This is a genomic window from Candidatus Villigracilis saccharophilus, assembly GCF_016711665.1.
Window position 1 is genome coordinate 14,534 of the sequence record NZ_JADJSO010000010.1, and the last position, 20,349, is coordinate 34,882.

The 20,349-nt window shown below is 49.9% G+C and carries 17 protein-coding genes, 2 tRNA genes and 3 rRNA genes; 7 read left to right on the top strand and 15 right to left on the bottom strand.

Features of this window, described 5'->3' with window-relative positions; translation table 11 throughout:
• The first annotated feature begins 52 nt into the window (after nucleotides 1–52).
• The 7 genes from IPL17_RS04555 (at nucleotide 53) to IPL17_RS04585 (ending at nucleotide 8,981) form a co-directional block, all read left to right on the top strand.
• Nucleotides 53–718, top strand: a complete 666-nt coding sequence (locus IPL17_RS04555) for a dienelactone hydrolase family protein (protein ID WP_345305895.1) — start codon at nucleotides 53–55, stop codon at nucleotides 716–718.
• Nucleotides 719–896: 178 nt separating this feature from the next.
• Complete coding sequence (gene lpdA / locus IPL17_RS04560) at nucleotides 897–2,297, top strand: dihydrolipoyl dehydrogenase (RefSeq protein WP_345305896.1); 1,401 nt, start codon at nucleotides 897–899, stop codon at nucleotides 2,295–2,297.
• A 221-nt stretch (nucleotides 2,298–2,518) separates the two neighbouring features.
• Nucleotides 2,519–3,265, top strand: coding sequence for a LysM peptidoglycan-binding domain-containing protein (locus tag IPL17_RS04565; protein ID WP_345305897.1), 747 nt, complete (start codon nucleotides 2,519–2,521; stop codon nucleotides 3,263–3,265).
• 62 nt (nucleotides 3,266–3,327) lie between these two features.
• Nucleotides 3,328–3,861 (top strand): NUDIX hydrolase, encoded by a 534-nt coding sequence (locus IPL17_RS04570; RefSeq protein WP_345305898.1) that lies wholly within the window; start codon nucleotides 3,328–3,330, stop codon nucleotides 3,859–3,861.
• 1 nt (nucleotide 3,862) lies between these two features.
• Entirely contained in the window at nucleotides 3,863–4,219 is a 357-nt protein-coding gene (locus IPL17_RS04575; RefSeq protein WP_345305899.1) for a DUF4406 domain-containing protein, read from the top strand.
• A gap of 197 nt (nucleotides 4,220–4,416) precedes the next feature.
• A complete protein-coding gene (nifJ, locus tag IPL17_RS04580; protein ID WP_345305900.1) occupies nucleotides 4,417–7,980 on the top strand; it encodes a pyruvate:ferredoxin (flavodoxin) oxidoreductase in 3,564 nt (1,187 codons plus the stop codon).
• Nucleotides 7,980–8,981 (top strand): dihydroorotate dehydrogenase-like protein, encoded by a 1,002-nt coding sequence (locus IPL17_RS04585; protein ID WP_345305901.1) that lies wholly within the window; start codon nucleotides 7,980–7,982, stop codon nucleotides 8,979–8,981. The genes nifJ and IPL17_RS04585 overlap by 1 nt, the downstream gene beginning before the upstream one ends.
• 70 nt (nucleotides 8,982–9,051) lie before the next feature.
• Here the strand turns inward: IPL17_RS04585 and infA (IPL17_RS04590) are convergent, their stop codons facing one another.
• The 15 genes from infA (IPL17_RS04590) to IPL17_RS04660 all read right to left on the bottom strand — a co-directional run.
• Nucleotides 9,052–9,300 carry a translation initiation factor IF-1 gene (gene infA / locus IPL17_RS04590; RefSeq protein ID WP_345305902.1) on the bottom strand — a complete coding sequence of 83 codons (249 nt, stop codon included), beginning with the start codon at nucleotides 9,298–9,300 and terminating at the stop codon, nucleotides 9,052–9,054.
• A gap of 12 nt (nucleotides 9,301–9,312) precedes the next feature.
• Entirely contained in the window at nucleotides 9,313–9,519 is a 207-nt protein-coding gene (gene rpsU, locus IPL17_RS04595; RefSeq protein WP_345305903.1) for a 30S ribosomal protein S21, read from the bottom strand.
• Between the two features lie 373 nt (nucleotides 9,520–9,892).
• The gene (gene infA / locus IPL17_RS04600; RefSeq protein WP_345305904.1) at nucleotides 9,893–10,144 is read right to left on the bottom strand and encodes a translation initiation factor IF-1; all 252 of its coding nucleotides are present in this window, start codon (nucleotides 10,142–10,144) and stop codon (nucleotides 9,893–9,895) included.
• A gap of 21 nt (nucleotides 10,145–10,165) precedes the next feature.
• On the bottom strand, nucleotides 10,166–10,372 hold the full coding sequence (rpsU, locus tag IPL17_RS04605; protein WP_345305905.1) for a 30S ribosomal protein S21: 207 nt from the start codon (nucleotides 10,370–10,372) through the stop codon (nucleotides 10,166–10,168).
• Between the two features lie 99 nt (nucleotides 10,373–10,471).
• Nucleotides 10,472–10,588, bottom strand: a 5S ribosomal RNA gene (gene rrf, locus IPL17_RS04610).
• Nucleotides 10,589–10,666: 78 nt separating this feature from the next.
• Nucleotides 10,667–13,619 (bottom strand): 23S ribosomal RNA (locus tag IPL17_RS04615).
• Between the two features lie 327 nt (nucleotides 13,620–13,946).
• Nucleotides 13,947–14,018, bottom strand: a tRNA-Ala gene (locus tag IPL17_RS04620).
• A 17-nt stretch (nucleotides 14,019–14,035) separates the two neighbouring features.
• Nucleotides 14,036–14,109 (bottom strand) — tRNA-Ile (locus tag IPL17_RS04625).
• Between the two features lie 129 nt (nucleotides 14,110–14,238).
• A 16S ribosomal RNA gene (locus IPL17_RS04630) occupies nucleotides 14,239–15,749 on the bottom strand.
• The 16S, 23S and 5S rRNA genes sit together here with 2 tRNA genes alongside, the layout of an rRNA operon.
• A gap of 384 nt (nucleotides 15,750–16,133) precedes the next feature.
• Nucleotides 16,134–17,000 (bottom strand): glycosyltransferase, encoded by an 867-nt coding sequence (locus IPL17_RS04635; RefSeq protein ID WP_345305906.1) that lies wholly within the window; start codon nucleotides 16,998–17,000, stop codon nucleotides 16,134–16,136.
• A gap of 100 nt (nucleotides 17,001–17,100) precedes the next feature.
• On the bottom strand, nucleotides 17,101–17,394 hold the full coding sequence (locus IPL17_RS04640; protein WP_345305907.1) for a glycosyltransferase: 294 nt from the start codon (nucleotides 17,392–17,394) through the stop codon (nucleotides 17,101–17,103).
• Between the two features lie 43 nt (nucleotides 17,395–17,437).
• Complete coding sequence (gene recR, locus IPL17_RS04645; RefSeq protein WP_345305912.1) at nucleotides 17,438–18,025, bottom strand: recombination mediator RecR; 588 nt, start codon at nucleotides 18,023–18,025, stop codon at nucleotides 17,438–17,440.
• A 61-nt stretch (nucleotides 18,026–18,086) separates the two neighbouring features.
• A complete protein-coding gene (locus IPL17_RS04650) occupies nucleotides 18,087–18,422 on the bottom strand; it encodes a YbaB/EbfC family nucleoid-associated protein (protein WP_345305908.1) in 336 nt (111 codons plus the stop codon).
• A gap of 37 nt (nucleotides 18,423–18,459) precedes the next feature.
• Entirely contained in the window at nucleotides 18,460–20,028 is a 1,569-nt protein-coding gene (gene dnaX / locus IPL17_RS04655) for a DNA polymerase III subunit gamma/tau (RefSeq protein ID WP_345305909.1), read from the bottom strand.
• Between the two features lie 82 nt (nucleotides 20,029–20,110).
• Nucleotides 20,111–20,349 (bottom strand): lamin tail domain-containing protein (locus IPL17_RS04660; RefSeq protein ID WP_345305910.1); only part of this gene is annotated, 239 nt, incomplete at its 5' end.

Sequence of the window (20,349 nt, forward strand, 5' to 3'; positions counted from 1 at the left end):
TTCCTTGTAAAATAGAACATGCGTGCTTATAATCTACAAAAAGGAGAGTCACATGTCCATTCAAAAATCTGATATCAAGCTTGATGTTAGTGGCAAATCGGTCAATGCGTATCTTGCCTCCCCCGCAAACGGCGGACCTGGAATTTTATTGTTGCACGCGTGGTGGGGGCTGAAACCTTTCTTCAAACAAATTTGCGATCAACTTGCCGAAAACGGCTACGTTGTGCTCGCGCCTGATCTGCGTGACGGGCAAATTGCCAGCACCATTGATGAAGCCAAAGAGTTGATGCAAAAGAGTGATGACCAACTTCTTGGCAATACTGTAATGGCGGCAAAGGACCATTTGCATGCCCTGACCCACAACAAGATCGGTGTGATCGGTTTTTCGATGGGTGCGGCATGGCCGCTGGTGGCCGCTGAAAATGATTCTGAAAAAATTTCTGCAACAGTTCTTTTCTATGGGGCATATCCCATGAATTTCAAAAATATCAAATCAAAAATTCTTGGTCATTTTTGTGAAGTCGATGAATGGGAACCCATCGAGGGTGTGCGTGAGATGGAAGCGAGTCTAAAGGCTCTCAACGTAGACACTACGCTTCATTTCTATCCGGGAGTTGATCATTGGTTCGTTGAGACTGACCGCCCTGAATATGACGCCGCATCCGCGCAGCTGGCGTGGGATCGGACGTTTGTGTTTTTGAAAAACAATTTGAAGTAACTCAGCCGACGCATTGGTATGGTTGAAGATTCACCGCACGATGCGCGCAAGTGTCGCCGCAAAGCGGCTCAGAACGACATTACATATATTTCAACCTCCCCTGAAAACGGGGAGGTTTTGGTTGTAGTAAAATTGACAAGTAAAGCTATTTTTCAATCACTAAACTCTGGAGTAATAAATGCCTGAAAATTTTGATGTAGTCGTTATTGGTGCCGGTCCTGCAGGATATGTCGCGGCAATTCGCGCGGCACAACTCAAACAGAAAGTCGCAATCGTGGACAAGCAATGGCTTGGAGGTGTATGTCTGAACGTCGGCTGTATTCCGTCGAAGTCACTGCTCAAGAATGCGGAAGTCGCTCACACCCTGCGCGAGCGTGCCAAGGATTTTGGCTTTTCGTTCGATAATCTAAAACTGGATTACAGCGTGGCCGTCAAACGTTCGCGCCAGAATTCGGATCGTCTCGTCAAAGGCATTGGCTTTTTGATGAAGAAGAACAACATCACCGTGTTCATGGGCGAGGCAAAATTCAAATCAAAAGATATGCTGGCTGTCACAGACAAGGACGGCAAGGTCACTGAACTTGCCGCGAAGAATATCATCGTCGCCACAGGCGCATCCGCGGCGGTGCCCGGCGCGTGGAAAGTGGATGGACAAAAAGTCGTCACCTATTGGGAAGCGATTCTTCAGACCACACTTCCCAAGTCGGTGGTCATTATCGGCTCTGGCGCCATCGGCGTGGAGTTCGCCACCGTGTGGAGTTCCTACGGAGTGGATGTGACCATTGTTGAAATGCTGCCGCGCATTGTTCCGCTGGAAGATGAAGAAATTTCAAAGGAACTTGAAAAGGAATTCAAGAAGCGCGGGATCAAAACAATGGCCGGGCATAAGGTCGAATCTGTTGAAGCGACGGATGCCGGTGTGAAGGTGAAGGTCTCTGCCGAAGGGAAGGAGACCATCCTCGAAGCGGATCAGGCTTTGGTCGCGATCGGGTTCCGACCCAACTCCAAAGGACTCGGTCTCGAAGAAGTCGGAGTCCAGATCAATGAGCGCGGCTTCGTGGAGATCAATGAAAAGATGCAGACGAATGTGCCTGGTATTTGGGCCATCGGCGATGTGACCGGCAAACTGATGCTGGCGCACGTCGGCTCGGCGATGGGAATTATTTGCGCTGAACATATCGGCGGACATGAAACGGTCACGCTCGAATATGAGATGATGCCGCGTGCCACGTATTGCCAGCCGCAGATCGCGTCATTTGGCATGACAGAGGCGCAAGCCAAAGAACGCGGACATGCGGTGAAGATCGGCCGCTTCCCATTTCAGGCGAACGGCAAGGCGCTCGGCATGGGCGATTACGGCGGCTTCGTGAAGATCGTTGTGGATGAAAAATACGGCGAACTTCTCGGCGCATCCATGATCGGACCTGAGGTGACAGAACTGCTGCCCGAATTGACTCTTGCGCGCATGATGGAACTTACCCCGCACGAGATCGCGCGCAACGTCCATGCGCACCCCACCCTTTCAGAAGCGATCATGGAAGCCGCACACGGAGCGGAAGGTAACGCGATACATATTTAGCAGATCGATAATTTTCGATATTTGAGTGACACAGCCTCGTAATGTACATTACGGGGCTGTGTCTTTTATCCCACAAGTGGGTTCTCCCGTTTTCTTTCGAAAAATCACATCCTGTTCGTGTAAAACAGAACTCTACAAAATCATTTCATCATAAACAGTATGCCTTGACGCTTGAAACGTCATGTGCTACCATCTCTTAAATTTTTGAAAGAGGAGAAAATATGAGTCAAAAAAATCGCGCCCTGGTAGTAGTCTTCATTTTTGTACTAACAACAGTATTGATTTCTGCCTGTACGCAATCATTATCCCAAGCACCTGAAGCAACGCCAACCGTAATCGCAACTGGACTATTTGTTTCCCCATTCCCTTCCGTTGAGAATCCGATGGCAATGATCGAGGAATTTGCAAAGCAAACTTCAGTAGCGCAAACAGCTGCCGCAGGTGGCGAATCAAATGGAACGCCTGCTGCAATTTCAACAGGGGCAGTCCTCACGCCGCAAGAGGGAACACCCGTTCCGGCCGAAGGGACAACATCCCCTGGCACCCCTACAAATGTTGGAGCTGTTGCTTTAACTCCCGTGGTAGCAGCCACTACGCCAAGCGGCCCGATCAATACGCCGGCGCCCGTTGTAAGACCTGCCACCTACACTCTGCAGTCTGGCGAATTCCCATATTGCATCGCCCGCCGCTTCAATGTAGATCCGGATGCCTTGCTTAGCGCAAGCGGACTTACCAGCCCCGATGTGTATGTTCCAAATCAAAAGTTAACCATTCCGCAGAGCGGGTCATTCCCTGGAAGCCGCTCACTCGCCGCGCACCCGACCACTTACACTGTCGCATCCTCAAGTGAAACACTATACGGCATAGCCTGTAAATTCGGTGATGTTGACCCCGCCGCAATCGCTTCTGCAAATAGTCTCGCAGTCTCAGCAACCTTGACCGCCGGGCAAAAGTTACAGATACCCTAAGTTGAAATAAAAAAAGCCCAAGCAAATGCTTGGGCTTTTTTTATTATAAGGAAACCTACACAATGCCATTTGAATTTCTACGAACTGAGACGTTACTCAAAGGCCGCGCTTTCACCATCCGCCGCGACACGCTCAAGACCCCGGACGGGCGCGAAACCAAGTTTGATATCATCGAACATGGCGGCTCGGTGATCATCGTTCCGATTGACACAGACGGCAAGCTGCTGTTTGTGAGGCAATATCGCCACGCCGCGGGCAAGGATCTGCTCGAACTGCCTGCAGGAACTTTGGACGCAGGCGAAGATCCCGCAGTATGTGCTGCGCGAGAAATCCGCGAGGAGACAGGTTTCGCCGCAGACAATATCGAGAAAATCGGGGATTTTTTTCTCGCGCCGGGCTATTCCACGGAATTTATGCATGTTTATCTGGCGCGTGAACTGAGATATGATCCACTTGAAGCGGACGAGGATGAATTTCTCAGCGTGGAAAAACTATCATTCGCAGAGGCAATTCAAATGGCGGAAAGAGGCGAGATGCCAGACGCAAAGTCACTGGCGGCGATGTTATTGGCAAAGCCGCATCTGAAAACCGGTTAATATGTTTATTCTAATTGCTGGTCCTTATCGTTCCGGCACAAACGATGATCCACTCAAGATCGCCGCAAATGTTCATTTGATGGAATCTTTCGCGCTGCCAATCTTTCGCATGGGACACATTCCTGTTCTGGGTGAGTGGGTTGCGCTGCCACTGACCCATCTGGCTGGTTCAAAGAAAATTGGCGATGAGCTGTTCAACGAAATCTTTCACCCCATCGCGGAACGGCTTTTGGAAAAATGCGATGCAGTATTTAGAGTGGGAGGCGCTTCACAGGGCGCAGACCTAATGCTCGAGATAGGCCGCAAAAGGAATTTACATATTTATTTTGCATTGGATGAAATTCCGTCCGCTAAATAACCAAAGGCAAGCTCAAAAACACAGTGACGGCAGAAGTTCTGCCGTCACTGTGTTTAATTCTACAATAATTGTCCAAAATATGACAACTCTCACGTATATTCGGGTCATTTATAACTAATCAATGCACTCAGGGGGGGATAAACTTGTATGTTGAATAAATTTTCAGGAAAAACCCTGCTTTCAAAGGAGCAATAAGTATGAAACAACCTATCATCATGACCGATGGTAACGAAGCAACCGCGAGTGTCGCTCACCGATCCAACGAAGTTATTGCCATTTATCCGATTACCCCTTCCTCGGCGATGGGTGAATTCTCAGACGAATGGTCTGCCAAAGGAAAGAAGAACCTTTGGGGAACCACACCGCTCGTGATTGAAATGCAATCTGAAGGCGGCGCAGCCGGCACAGTACACGGCGCACTTCAAACAGGCGCGCTCACCACTACATTCACAGCATCGCAAGGCTTGTTGTTAATGATCCCGAACATGTACAAGATCGCGGGTGAACTCACCAGCACCGTCTTCCATGTCGCAGCGCGAGCCATCGCCGCCCACGCCCTTTCCATTTATGGAGACCACCAGGACGTGATGGCTGTCCGCCAGACCGGTTGGGGATTGCTTTCCTCCGGATCGGTACAGGAAGCACAGGATTTCGCCGCCATCTCACAGGCTGCCACCCTCAAAGCACGCGTGCCTTTCATCCACTTCTTTGATGGATTTAGAACTTCACACGAAGTCACCAAGATCTTCCAATTGACAGATGAAGAACTTCGCCAAATGGTGGACGATGACCTGGTGCGTGCCCACCGCGCAAGAGGACTCAATCCTGAACATCCTGTGCTGCGCGGAACAGCGCAAAACCCGGATGTATACTTCCAGATGCGCGAAGCTGCCAATTTATATTACGATGCCACTCCTGCCATCGTGCAGGAGATGATGGATAAGTTCGCACAGATCACAGGGCGTCATTACAACCTCTTCGATTATAGTGGACACCCCGAAGCTGAACGTGTCGTTATCATCATGGGCTCAGGCGGCGAAGTTGTAGACGAGACTGTCACCTATCTTGCCAAGAAGGGCGAAAAAGTTGGCTGTTTGCGTGTGCGGTTGTACCGCCCATTCTCGATTGAACATTTCATCAAGGCTTTGCCTAAGAGTGTCAATTCAATTGCAGTGCTTGATAGAACCAAGGAACCAGGCGCAAATGGCGAACCGATGTATTTGGATATTGTCAACGCGCTTTCTGAAGGTCAAAGATCCAATATCAAAGTGATCGGTGGACGTTATGGACTTTCCTCCAAGGAATTCACCCCCGCCATGGCAAAGGCTGTGTTTGATGAATTGGCCAAGCCTGAATCCAAGAATCATTTTACCGTCGGCATCAATGATGATGTTTCACATACCAGCCTTGAAGTTGACTCCAGCTTCTCCCTGGAATCTGAAGGCATGGTCAGTTGTGTATTCTTCGGCCTCGGGTCCGATGGGACCGTGGGTGCAAACAAGAACTCTATCAAGATCATCGGTGAAGAGACCACTAACTTTGCTCAAGGCTACTTCTATTACGACTCGAAGAAGTCCGGCACAATCACTATTTCACATCTGCGCTTTGGTCCGCAATCCATCCGCGCACCATATCTCATTGAAGCGAATCAGGCAAACTTCGTAGCCTGTCACCAGTACGCCTTCCTAGAGCGCGTGGATATGCTCAAGTACGCCAAGCAAGGCGCGATCTTTCTACTCAATAGTTTGTATGGTCCCGAGGAAATTTGGGATAAACTTCCCCAGGAAGTTCAAAAAGACATCATCGAAAAGAAACTCAAGTTCTATGTGATCAATGGCTATGATGTTGCAGAAAAGACAGGTATGGGCGGACGCATGAACACCATCATGCAGACTGCCTTCTTTGCCATCAGCGGAATTCTTCCGCGTGACGCAGCAATCGCCGAAATCAAACATGCCATTGAAAAGAGTTATGGCAAACGCGGTCAAGCCGTTGTACAGCAGAATTTCGATGCGGTCGATGCGACTGTCGCGAACCTTCATGAGGTCAATGTTCCAGCCGCGATCAACTCAGAAACCACACGCCGGCTTCCGGTCCCGAAAGAAGCGCCTGAATTCGTCCGTAATGTCCTCGGTCAGATCATCAATTCCGACGGCGACAATATTCCGGTCTCCGCCTTCCCGATTGACGGTACATTCCCGACCGGCACAACGCAGTGGGAAAAACGCAACCTGGCGCTTGAAATCCCTGTTTGGGATGCAGATCTTTGTATCCAATGCGGTAAGTGCGTGATGGTTTGTCCGCATGCAGTCATCCGCCACAAAGTGTATGATGAAAAATTGCTCGCTGACGCGCCAGAGACCTTTAAACATGTTCCGTCCAAGTTTAAAGAATTCTCGACAGGCATGGCTTATACGCTACAAGTAGCACCCGAAGATTGCACAGGTTGTACCGTGTGCGTGGAAGTTTGCCCAGTGAAAGACAAGAGTGCGGTTGGACGCAAGGCCATCAATATGATGCCCCAGCCCGCTTTGCGCGAAGCTGAAGCCAAAAATTGGGATTTCTTCATGAACATTCCAGATATGGACAAGAAATTATTCAATCCGTCCACGATCAAGAATTCACAATTGCTGCGTCCGTTATTTGAGTTCAGCGGAGCTTGCGCGGGATGCGGTGAAACGCCCTATGTGAAGCTGGTCTCCCAGCTCTTTGGTGACCGCTCCGTCATCGCTAATGCAACAGGCTGTTCATCCATTTACGGCGGCAACCTTCCTACCACTCCCTGGGCAGTGGACTCAAAAGGACGGGGACCCGCCTGGTCCAACTCGCTGTTCGAAGATAATGCCGAGTTTGGCCTGGGCATGCGCCTGACAATTGACAAGCAAAAAGAATATGCGCTCGAGCTTGTGAAGTTATTTGAAAAAGAGTTAAGCCTGGAATTGGTTAATGCCCTGGTTAACGCCAAACAGGACGATGATGCTGGCATTCAGGCACAGCGTGAACGTGTCACCGAGTTAAAGAATAAACTCTCAAAATCCAGCGACAGCCGCGCAAAGGATTTGGTGAGTCTCGCAGACAATCTCGTCAAGAAATCTGTTTGGATCATCGGCGGCGACGGTTGGGCATATGATATCGGGTATGGTGGTTTGGATCATGTCATGGCTTCAGGTCGTAACGTAAACATCCTGGTACTTGACACCGAAGTGTATTCAAACACTGGCGGACAATCCAGCAAGTCCACACCGCGCGCAGCAGTTGCAAAGTTTGCCATGAGCGGCAAGGGATTGCCCAAGAAAGACCTGGGGCTGATCGCCATGTCTTACGGATATGTGTATGTTGCTCGTGTCGCCATGGGAGCGAACGACCAGCAGACATTACGAGCCCTGATCGAGGCCGAGTCTTACGATGGTCCATCCTTGGTGATCGCATACAGTCCCTGCATCGCGCACGGATATGACCTTTCCAAGAGCCTAGAACAGTCGAAACTTGCGGTGCAATCTGGTCACTGGCCCATGTACCGTTACGATCCACGCCTGGCAACACAAGGTCAGAATCCACTGATCATTGAATCAAAAGAACCGAGCATCCCAATCTCTCAATATGCATACAACGAAACACGTTACAAGATGCTCATCCAAATGAACGAAGACCGCGCTGAAGAATTAATGAAGGAAGCCCAGCACGATGCAAAATCCCGCTGGACTCTCTATCAACAAATGGCGTCAATGCATTATGAAAATGACACCGAGGAGAAAAAATAATGAGCGATCTTTCTACATCCTACCTTGGCTTGAACCTCAAAAATCCGATTGTAGCTTCCGCGTCGCCAATTTCAAAAAATATTGATAAGGCGCGCAAACTGGAAGAAGCGGGCATCTCTGCGATCGTGATGTACTCCCTCTTTGAAGAACAGATCATTCACGAGAGTCTGGAACTTGACCATTTTCTAACTCGCGGCACCGACTCCTATGCCGAGGCCCTGACCTATCTGCCCGATGGCGGAATGTATGCAGTCGGTCCTGATAGATATCTAAGTCAGGTTGCTGGATTAAAGAAGGCATTAAGCATCCCAGTCATCGGAAGTTTGAATGGCGTCTCCAAAGGCGGCTGGACGAGTTATGCAAAACAGATTCAGGATGCAGGTGCGGACGCGCTGGAACTCAATCTGTACTACATCCCCACCGACCCCGACCTTACTGCGCAGGAACTTGAAGACGCGCAGGTCGAATTGGTGGCAGAAGTCAAATCCGCCATCACCATTCCATTGGCAGTAAAACTCAGCCCCTTCATCACAGCACTGCCGAATTTTGCCCGCAGGATCGTCGAAGCCGGAGCAAATGGACTGGTACTATTCAACCGCTTCTATCAACCCGATTTTGACCTGGAAGAACTGGAGATCGTTCACAGCCTTGACCTGAGCACCTCCGCTGAAATGCGCCTGCCCCTGCGCTGGATCTCGATCCTGCACGGCAAAGTCAACGCTGATTTTGCCCTTACCAGCGGCGTGCACACCGCCAATGATGTCCTCAAATCCATGATGGCGGGAGCGAAAGTCGCCATGATGGCATCCAATCTCCTGCACAACGGTGAACAGGTCATCCCTTCAATGTTGAACGAGCTCAAATGGTGGATGGACTCTCACGAATACGAATCCATCAAACAAATGCAGGGCAGCATGAGCCAGAAGTCTGTCAAAGAACCAGCCGCATTCGAACGGGCGAATTACATGAAAGTCTTAACCTCATACAAAGAAACGCGATAAATACTACACACAAACAAAAAAATCCTCCGCAAAACGGAGGATTTTTTTGTTGATCATGCAAAACAGAAAATTAACTTTCTACAGAGGAAGAAATGCTTTTGCGTTGGCGGAAGGTGATACGCGCGCGGGTCAGATCATAAGGCGACATTTCCATCGCAACATGATCACCCAACAAAATGCGGATGTAATGCTTGCGCATTTTACCTGAAAGGTAAGCCAGCACTTCATGGCCATTATCCAGCCGCACCCGGAACTGCGTCCCAGGCAGGGCCTCGATCACCACACCATCAACTTTAATTTTGCCTTCTTCTTTGGTCATACACGCCTCTGCTTATTCTGTATCCTTAAAAGATTTTCGCTTCATCCGTCGAATCGCCTTCTTCTTTTCCATGCGTCGTGTCTCGCTCTTGGAAATGAACCAGCGCTTGTTGCGAATGGTACTCAACACGCCACTCTTGACGACCTTCTTACGAAAACGCTTGAGCAGTGAGTCTTGAGACTCACCACTTCGTAAATGTACTGAACCCAACTTAATCACCTACTTTCCAAGTTGAAATAAAAAATCGGCCATCATAAGAATCGGCCGAGGACTGGATCAATACGATCTGAAACGAACTCGCTGACCAATAGTCGATCAAAAGATACGCTTCACACTCCTCGTTTTACGCCGAACTTCGGCATTATACACGAATCATGCAAAGATGAAAAGATTTTAATGGAAAATTCCAATGCTGGATAACATTCCACAAAAACAAATTTGCCGTCCTTGAGAGTTGATCCCGCTCAAAACTCCGGATCAGCCTCGTTGAAAACTGGTCGCACGTCCCAGGCTTTCTAGCCGCCGATTCAGTTATGCACAAAAAAAGCCCTCTGTTTTCACAGAGGGCTTCCTGAAATTCAATTTACAAACATTAACTGCTGGTAGAAGAAGTTGGCGCATTCTTGCGCTGACGAAAAGTAATGCGGGCGCGGGTCATATCATAAGGTGACATTTCCATGGAAACATGGTCTCCCAACAAAATGCGGATATAGTGCTTGCGCATTTTGCCTGCCAGATATGCAAGCACTTCGTGCCCATTATCCAGCCGCACACGGAACTGCGTTCCAGGCAAAGCCTCGATCACAAGTCCGTCCACTTTAATTTTGCCTTCTTCTTTGGTCATACACACATCCTACAGTCTGTCTTATTCATTATCCTTAAAGGATTTCCGCTTAATGCGGCGGATCGCCTTCTTCTTATCCATTCGTCGTGTTTCGCTCTTCGAAATGAACCAGCGCTTGTTGCGAATGGTGCTTAAAATACCGCTCTTAACGATTTTTTTGCGGAAGCGCTTAAGCAATGAGTCCTGAGACTCGCCGCTTCGTAAATGTACTGAAGCCAATGAAATCACCTACTTTCGGCATGAAAATAAAAAACAAAACAGGGGCCATACAAGCGACACACGCGCGGATAAAAAGATCCCGCGCGTGATGTGTTAAAAAGAAAAGCCCCTTGGCAATGACCTACTCTCCCAGGAGGTCGCCCTCCAAGTACCATCGGCGCTGACGTGCTTAACTACCGGGTTCGGTATGGGACCGGGTGTACCCACGTCGCTCAAATCACCAAGGGACAATTTCACAATGTTGGTCTGAACAGCAAGTTGATGATTGTTTTATAAGAAAAGTACCAAATTCTCCGCATCACATAAAGGAAGCCCTCGACCATTAGTACAGCTTAGCTTAACACATTACTGCGCTTACACATGCTGCCTATTAACCAGATAGTCTATCTGGGGTCTTACACCCTTACGGGTCACAGGGATCTAATCTTAGGGCAAGTTTCCCACTTAGATGCTTTCAGCGGTTATCTTTGCCAGACATGGCTACCCAGCGATGCTCCTGGCGGAACAACTGGCACACTAGAGGTCTGTCCACTCCGGTCCTCTCGTACTAGGAGCAGCTCCCTTCAAATCCCTTACGCCCACAGTGGATAGAGACCGACCTGTCTCACGACGGTCTGAACCCAGCTCGCGTACCGCTTTAACGGGCGAACAGCCCGACCCTTGGGACCTTGTCCAGCCCCAGGATGCGATGAGCCGACATCGAGGTGCCGAGCGAGATCGTCGATGTGAACTCTTGGATCTCACCAGCCTGTTATCCCCGGGGTAGCTTTTATCCGGTAAGCCACAACCCTTCCACTCGGTATTGTGGGATCACTAAGCCCGACTTTCGTCTCTGTTCGGCGCGTTGGCCTTACAGTCAAGCTCCCTTATGCCTTTACACTCTATGGTGGGTTTCCATTCCACCTGAGGGAACCTTTGGGCGCCTCCGTTACCTTTTAGGAGGCGACCGCCCCAGTCAAACTGCCCATCTGGCACGGTCCCCCATCCGGATTACGGAATGGGGTTAGGATCTAAACATGATCAGGGTGGTATTTCACCGTTGGCTCCACCGACGCTAGCGCGCCAGCTTCAAAGCCTCCCACCTATCCTACACAGATCATATCCAAATACAATGCCAAACTGCAGTAAAGCTCCACGGGGTCTTTTTTGTCCTACTGCGGGTAGGCCGCATCTTCACAGCCATTTCAATTTCACCCGGGTCTCTCGTCGAGACAGTGCTCTAATTGTTACGCGGTTCGTGCGGGTCGGAACTTACCCGACAAGGAATTTCGCTACCTTAGGACCGTTATAGTTACGGCCGCCGTTCACCGGGGCTTCAGTTCAAAGCTTCGCTTGCGCTAACCTCTCCCTTTAACCTTCCGGCACTGGGCAGGCGTCAGCCCCCTATACATCGCCTTACGGCTTAGCAGAGACCTGTGGTTTTGTTAACCAGTCACCAGAGCCATTTCACTGCGACCCTCCTGGGCTTTAACACCCTAGAGGGCACCTCTTCTCCCGAAGTTACGAGGTCATGTTGCCTAATTCCTTAACGAGAGTTCTCCCGTTCGCCTTGGTATACTCTACCCATCTACCGGTGTCGGTTTGCGGTACGAGCACTAGAAAGTTATGCTTAGAGACTTTTCTTGGCAACAAGACTCAACCACTTATGCCTTACGGCTCGCTCTCACCTCAGCTCAACTGGCGGATTTACCTACCAATCTCAACGCCTAGATGGATCGCACCCAAATCCAATAATGGGCTGGCCTATCTCGTTGCGTCCTCCCATCGCACTCTCTAGCGGTTCTGGAATGTTGACCAGATGTCCATCACCTACGCCTCTCGGCCTCGGCTAAGGACTCGACTAACCCGACGCGGAATGACCTGGCGTCGGAAACCTTAGATATACGGCGAATATGGTTCTCACATATTTGTACGCTACTCATGCCTGCATTCTCACTTCTGTCCGCTCCAGTCGCCCTTACGATCGACCTTCACCGCTGACAGAACGCTCCCCTACTGCCCCAACAAATGTTGAGACCCATGGCTTCGGTACTATGCTTAGCCCCGTTAAGTTTTCCGCGCGAAGTCACTAGACCAGTAAGCTGTTACGCACTTTTTAAAGGGTGGCTGCTTCTAAGCCAACCTCCTGGTTGTTTCAGTAACCTCACCTCGTTTCCCACTTAGCATAGATTTGAGGACCTTAGCCGATGGTCTGGGCTGTTTCCCTTTCGACCCCGAAACTCATCTCCCGGAGTCCGACTGCCGTACTATGGAGAACTGGCATTCCGAGTTTGATTGGGTTCTGTAAGCTGTAAGCCCCATAGCCCATTCAGTGCTGTACCTCCAGTTCTAAACATACGACGCTAGCCCTAAAGCTATTTCGGGGAGAACCAGCTATCTCCGTGTTCGATTGGCATATCACCTCTACCCACAGGTCATCTCCTAACTTTGCAACGTTAGTGAGTTCGGGCCTCCACGAGTGTTTAGACTCGCTTCACCCTGCCCATGGGTAGCTCACACGGTTTCGGGCCTAATTCCAGCGACTATACGCCCTATTAAGACTCGCTTTCGCTACGGCTTCGGGTGTTACTCCCTTAACCTCGCCACTGAAATTAACTCGCAGGCTCATTCTCCAAGAGGCACGCTGTTAGGCATGACAAGGAACGTCCCTATTTCTAGGGGGCTCAACTTGCCGTAGCCCTTCAACTGCTTGTAAGCTTATGGTTTCAGGTTCTATTTCACTCCCCTAACAGGGGGACTTTTCACCTTTCCCTCACGGTACTAGTTCACTATCGGTCGTCAAGCGTATTTAGCCTTAGAGAGTGGACTCCCTAGATTCCTGCCGGATTAGCGTGCCCGGCAGTACTCAGGAACACGGTGGAAGATAATCAGTTTTCGCATACGGGGCTATTACCCTCTTTGGCAGGCTGTCCCACACCTTTCCGCTAACTGATCATTTTGTAACTTCCGTATTACCGGTCCTACAACCCCGATTCTGTAAACAGATTCGGTTTGGGCTGATCCCCGTTCGCTCGCCACTACTAGGGGAATTATTTCTTTTCCTCTGGGTACTTAGATGTTTCAGTTCCCCAGGTTCCCTTCACCTGGTCTATATATTCAACCAGGGATACTGTTGGTTCGCAACAGCTGGTTTCCCTATTCGGAAATCCTCGGATCAACGCCTGTACACGGCTTCCCGAGGCTTATCGCAGTGTCCCACGTCCTTCATCGGCGCTTGACGCCAAGGCATTCACCATAAGCTCTTAATAGCTTCTCCACGTGATACGGAGAAGTTGATACTTTTCTTTAATATATTACATTTTGATAAATTTTACTTTATCGGCTTTTCATCAATTGCTATTCAGTTTTTAAGGTGCATTCACCATTTGACCGGTGACCGATAGTCTTGATCTAAATCAAGAGCATCGATCGCCATTCAAAGTGTTTACTCAGCTTTATAAGGTGCAACTTCCAACAGACACAAAACGACCTGACGCTACCGCCAGGTCGCAAAATCAACCTTGAAAGCGGTGCTTTTTTGAAACTTATGTCTTCTTGCCGTTTTTCAAACTTTTATATAACTCCAGTACTGCATCTAATTCAGTGGAGATGGCGGGATTTGAACCCGCGACCTTCGCGTTGCAAACGCGCTGCTCTCCCACTGAGCTACATCCCCAGGACATGCCTGGTTAGTGGGCTTGACAGGATTCGAACCTGTGACCCCTGCGTTATCAGCACAGTGCTCTAACCAACTGAGCTACAAGCCCGGGTTTTTCCTTAGCAACTGAGAAGTGATAGGAAACGCATCTCTGCGATCCAGCGCCCAAGCTCACCGTATGGGCTTATTACAAATTGAGTAGAGCGCATCTCCTTGGAGATTTGCTCAAGAACTCTAGAAAGGAGGTGATCCAGGCGCACCTTCCGGTACACCTACCTTGTTACGACTTCGTCCTAGTCACCAGCACCACCTTCGACGGCGCCCTCCTTGCGGTTAGGCTACCGGCTTCAGGTGTTACCAACTCCCATGACGTGACGGGCGGTGTGTACAAGGCCCGAGAACGTATTCAACGCACTATAGCTGACGCGCGTTTACTAGCAACTCCAGCTTCATGCAGGCGAGTTGCAGCCTGCAATCTGAACTGAGGCCGGCTTTGGGGGATTGGCTCCATCTCGCGACTTAGCAACCCATTGTACCGACCATTGTAGCGTGTGTGTAGCCCCGGACATAAAGGCCATGCGGACTTGACGTCATCCCCACCTTCCTCCGGCTTGATACCGGCGGTCCTGTATGACACATGTAACATACAGCGAGGGTTGCGCTCGTTAGCGGACTTAACCGAACATCTCACGACACGAGCTGACGACAGCCATGCAACACCTGTGCAAGCTCCCTTGCGGGTCGTTCACCTTTCAGATCACTACCACTTGCATGTCAAACCCGGGTAAGGTTCTTCGTGTAGCATCGAATTAAACCACACGCTCCGCTGCTTGTGCGGGCCCCCGTCAATTCCTTTGAGTTTTAATCTTGCGATCGTAGTCCCCAGGCGGTAAACTTATCGCGTTAGCTGCGGCACCGATGGAGTTTAAGCCACCGACGCCAAGTTTACATCGTTTACGGCTAGGATTACCAGGGTCTCTAATCCCGTTTACTACCCTAGCTTTCGCGTCTGAGCGTCAGAAATGGTCCAGAAGATCGCTTTCGCCACTGGTGTTCCTCCCGATATCTACGCATTTCACCACTACACCGGGAATTCCATCTTCCTCTACCACTCTCAAGTCCGGTAGTATTGAACGACCTCTCCTAGTTAAGCCCAGGAGATTTCACGCCCAACTTACCGAACCGCCTGCACGCGCTTTACGCCCAGTGAATCCGGATAACGCTTGCCTCCTACGTTTTACCGCGGCTGCTGGCACGTAGTTAGCCGAGACTTATTCCTGAGGTACTGTCCTTGCTCATCCCTCAGAAAAGTGCTTTACGACCCGAAGGCCTTCATCGCACACGCGGCGTTGCTGCATCAGGCTTTCGCCCATTGTGCAATATTCCCTACTGCTGCCACCCGTAGGTGTATGGACCGTGTTTCAGTTCCATTGTGGGGGGTCACCCTCTCAGGTCCCCTACCCGTCGTAGCCTTGGTGAGCCATTACCTCACCAACTAGCTGATGGGACGCAGGTCCCTCCCAAAGCGGATTACTCCTTTAGTCATCAGTTTCTAAATCCGAAGACCACATGCGGTATTAGCAATCCTTTCGAACTGTTATCCCACACTTTGGGGTAGGTCACCAACGCGTTACTCACCCGTTCGCCACTAGGACACTTTCGTATTACTACAAAAGCACCTCGTTCGACTTGCATGTATTAGGCACGCCGCCAGCGTTCATCCTGAGCCAGGATCAAACTCTCCGCAAAAAAATTCACTCTTGCGAGTGTAAAAGTTACGGATTTACTGGTTCAACAAAAAATTTTGTTTCCTATCACTTTTCAGTTGTTAAGGTGCTTGCCATTTGAGCGAGCGGTATTCTACCCGTTCATATAACCGTTGTCAAGTCTTTTTACAGACTAAAATACCGATGCTTTTATTTCTGCATCGGCTGTCAGACTTCAAAACATTTGCTTCGAGTCTCTGACGGGAGACGGTTACTCAGTTGTAATCGATTTGTCGGGGTGACGAAATCTTTTTCATTTCTACTGGCGAAGGGCAATTATATGCATTTCCTTTCCTTTGTCAAGAGATTCAAAGACATCTCAACCTTAAAGAATCACAGCATTTTGCACTCTCGTTGCCACACTAAATCAGCCTCTGCTTTTAAATTTTTGCGAATATATCTCTATTAACTCCACCGCATTTTTGACCCCATCTTCGCTTCTTATTCGTTGGCCGATACCCTGGGCGCGTTCACAAACGGCATCCGACTCAGCCTCAGCAATTGCGCGCATTAAATTCTCAACCGAAAGATTCTTTACAAGAATGGGCTTGGGACCGGCACCTATCGCATGGACTCTGTTTCCCCAGAACGGTTGATCGGCGGTAAAAGGAACGACAATATTTGGAATCCCTGCCCGCAGCCCTGCCGCCGTTGAGCCTGCTCCGCCATGATGAATGACAAGCTTACATCTTGGCAGCAGCCAGTCATGCGGAACGGATTTAAGGTAAAGGAAATTTTCTGAAGATTCATTCTCAACCCCACCCCAACCTGAAAGAATAATTCCGCGGCTACCTGTTCGACTCAATGCTGCGCGAACAATTTCATCTATGCCTTTGGCTTTGCGATTAACCATGCTGCCAAAAGAAACACAAACGGGCGGATCATCCGCGGCAAGAAAATCAGAAAGTCCAACGGGCGGTTGGTATGATTCTTCATCAAGAAAAAAATACCCTGTTAAGTGGACATGCTCATCCCAATCGACAGGGCGCGGCAAAACACTCGAGCTATAAGCAAACAGCAACGGGGTCCGAAGGTGATGCGGACTGGCGTCAAAGGGCCAGTAAAGTTTCTTTGGATAATGAGGGTCCGGGTTTGCACGCTGCGCGGGACCATATCCGCTATTTCCACCGACCCAAAACACTTGCGTGGCGAACCAGTGTGAAAAATAGCTGAACAAGCCTGGTGGAACATTAAGCGCGGAAACATTCGGGAATTCACGTGTAGGAGCAAACATGGGAAATGTCTGCACGGAGATGTCAGGGATGTTATGTTCGCGTGCCCACGAGTGACCCCCGACAGTAAACAGAAATGAATGGATAATCAGATCTGCGCCTTCACAGGCTGGGAAAGGCAACGCGCGAGACCTGCGGCGCGATCGAGAAAATATAATTCCACATGGACGCAACGACCCGCGCAGGATTTGTACCCGCGTTATTGATCAGCCTGCTGATCTCTTCAGGGTCGCCTGCCAGCGGGATAAATGTTATTCCGTGCGAGGTTACGAACTCATTAAATTTATGCAGCGCGGCAAGCTTGACCACATGACCATTCTTCTGCAAGCCAAGCGCAAGTGCGACAAACGGCTGAACATCGCCGCGCGAACCGTAAGTGAGAATGGTTATCTTCATAATAAAAAGAGACAGCCACCTTCGAGGTGACTGTCGTTTGATTTCAGCTCATTTCCTGTCTACCAGACAAAGCGCGCAATAGCGTATTTTGATCTGCATATTCAAGGTCACCGCCCACCGGCAAACCGCGCGCGAGACGTGTAACCTTCACGCCCATCGGTTCCAATTGTTGACTCAAATAGATGGCAGTCGTATCGCCTTCCATGCTGGGATTGGTGGCGAGGATAATTTCCTTGATGCCGCCGCGTGCAACACGGGCGATCAATTGTTTGATCTTCAAGTCATCGGGACCGATACCTTCGATGGGAGACAAGACTCCCTGTAAGACATGATATTTGCCATGAAAGCCTGCCGTTCTCTCAAGCGCCAGTACATCTAAAGCTTCTTCAACAACACAGATCAAGGAATTTTCACGCTTTGGAGATTCACAGATCTCGCAGCGTTCGCGGCCTGCATCTGTGATATTAAAACATTCCTGACAAAAAGCTGTATTCGCCTTCAAATTCGCCAACGCAACAGACAAATCCTGCGCCACATCTTCGGAGGCGCGCAGAAGAAAGAATGCCAGCCGTGAAGCGGACTTGGGTCCAATGCCTGGCAGGCGCTCCAAGGCATTAATAAGGGATTGGATGGATCTGCAGGAGAAGCAAATATGTAAACAGGGCAAGCATGTTTCCGTACCTCCCTAGTCACTAAAACGGCAACCCGCCCGAGAGCGGACCTAGTTTTTGATTGGCGAGTTCGCGTGATTGGTCGAGCGCCATGTTGACCGCAGACAAGACCAAGTCTTGCAGCATTTCTGCATCTGCATCTTTTAACAATTCAGGGTCAATGACCACTTCGCGGCATTTCTGATCGCCGGTCATTGTGACCTTGATCGCGCCGCCGCCCGCTGTTGCAGTGACGGTCTCATCCGCGAGTTTGGCTTGCGCTTCTTCCATCTGCTTTTGCAGTTTCTGAAGCTGCTGCATCATACCTGATTGTCCGCCGCCCATTGCGGCAGGTCCACGATTAAATCCTTTTGCCATAATAAAAACCTCTTTTTGTTAATTGGGGGATTATTGTTTATTCCATATCCACGATCTCGCCGCCGTGCTGAATAGCCGCAGCAACCATACCATCTTGTGCAACACTTGCAGGAAGCTTACCTCTGGCATTGGTGACAATACAACGTATGGACACATCCACGCCAAAGTTATCTTTGATCAATTTTTGAACGGCTTCGACCTGATCGGGCTTGTCAATTTTCGAGACGAGCACGTCACTGGCGAGACCAAGCACAAGCGTTTTGCCTTGCACATCGATCATCTTGACCGAGTTCATCAACGCAGATAAATTTGCCTGCGACTTCGGCAGAGCTGCCGCCAAATGCTTCCACGACTTGATAATATCGCCTGAATTGATCACAGGCTTGTCAGACACGGGCGCTTCCCCCAGCGGGGACGATGTGCTCTTACCCTCGAGCTGGGATTCGGTTCTCGCGACAGAAACAGGCTTCGGCGGGGTCTGACGCGGCGACCCCAAAGGGGATGATACGGCAATTTGCGGAGATTCTGTTGGGTTCTCGATCGCTTCCGCGAGGGCAAGTTCAATACTCAAAGACGGCTGCCAGCCGCCGCGCAGATCAGTCGCAGCGTTATTAAATATCTTCATCATGCGCAATACTTCAGAAGTATTGAAAGATTTTGCATGGGATTCCATTTGTATTTTGACTTCACGCGTGGCCTCGACCTGATCGATATTACCCATTTGTATCAGCATCAGGCCGCGCAGATATTCGACGATTTGACGGGCAAGCGAACGCGGATCAGCGCCCGAGTCGAGAGCTCGGTGAATGGTTTCGAGACCGTGCGCAGGCTGATGATCGAGAACGGACGAGATAATATCGAGAACGGTTTTGCTCGTAGCAGTGCCAAGAACAGTTTGCGCGAGAGCCAGCGTGATCTTCGTGCCCGTTGAGGAAAGTTGATCGAGCAGAGACTGCGCATCGCGCATGCCGCCCGCTGACTGGCGGGCAATCAACGTAAGGGCTTCATCATCGGCAATGAGATTTTCAGCAGCGACGATATGCTTGAGGTTGACAACGATCTCATCCACCGGTACACGGCGGAACTCATGGCGCTGACAGCGTGATAAAACAGTTGCAGGAATTTTATGAATTTCAGTGGTGGCTAAAACAAAGATGGCATGTGGCGGCGGTTCTTCAAGTGTTTTGAGCAGGGCATTGAACGCGCCGCCCGATAACATGTGAACTTCATCCACCACATAGACTTTATATTTTCCCTGAGAGGGGGAAAAATTTATTTTTTCACGCAGGTCGCGGACATCATCAACGCCGTTATTCGAAGCGGCATCAATCTCGATCATATCCATAAAGCGATTTTCGTTGACCGCTTCGCAATTTTTACAGGTATTACAAGGCCTATGCGCGGGATCTTCGGCGAGACAGTTGACCGCCTTGGCAAGCAAGCGCGCCACAGTGGTCTTGCCAGTTCCGCGCGGACCCGCAAAAAGATAGGCATGACCAACGCGGTCTGCTTTGATGGAGTTGGTGAGCGTCTGGACAACGTGATCTTGTCCAATGACGGTATCCCATCCTTTGGGGCGATACTTACGATACAGGGCTTGAGTCATAATTAGTGGGTAAATAGTGGATAGTGGGCAGTGGGCAGTCAAGCGGTAGGGTTTTACTATACACTGTCCACTTCCCACTGTTTTACGGAACTCGATACACAGCTCTCAGGTTGCCCTGCGTGTCAAATAACCGGGCATTCTCTCCAGAACTCCACACGGCGCTGCCAATGCCCCAATATAGGTCAATGACGGTATCTGTGCCAGTCGCAGTGTGTACCTGCACAGCGCCATTCGTATAAAGTATGAGTTTGGGAAACTTAAAAGTATTACCGTCTTCATCTTTCAACTGCCAATTCGTCAAGTCCAATTGGTCTTCGCCTT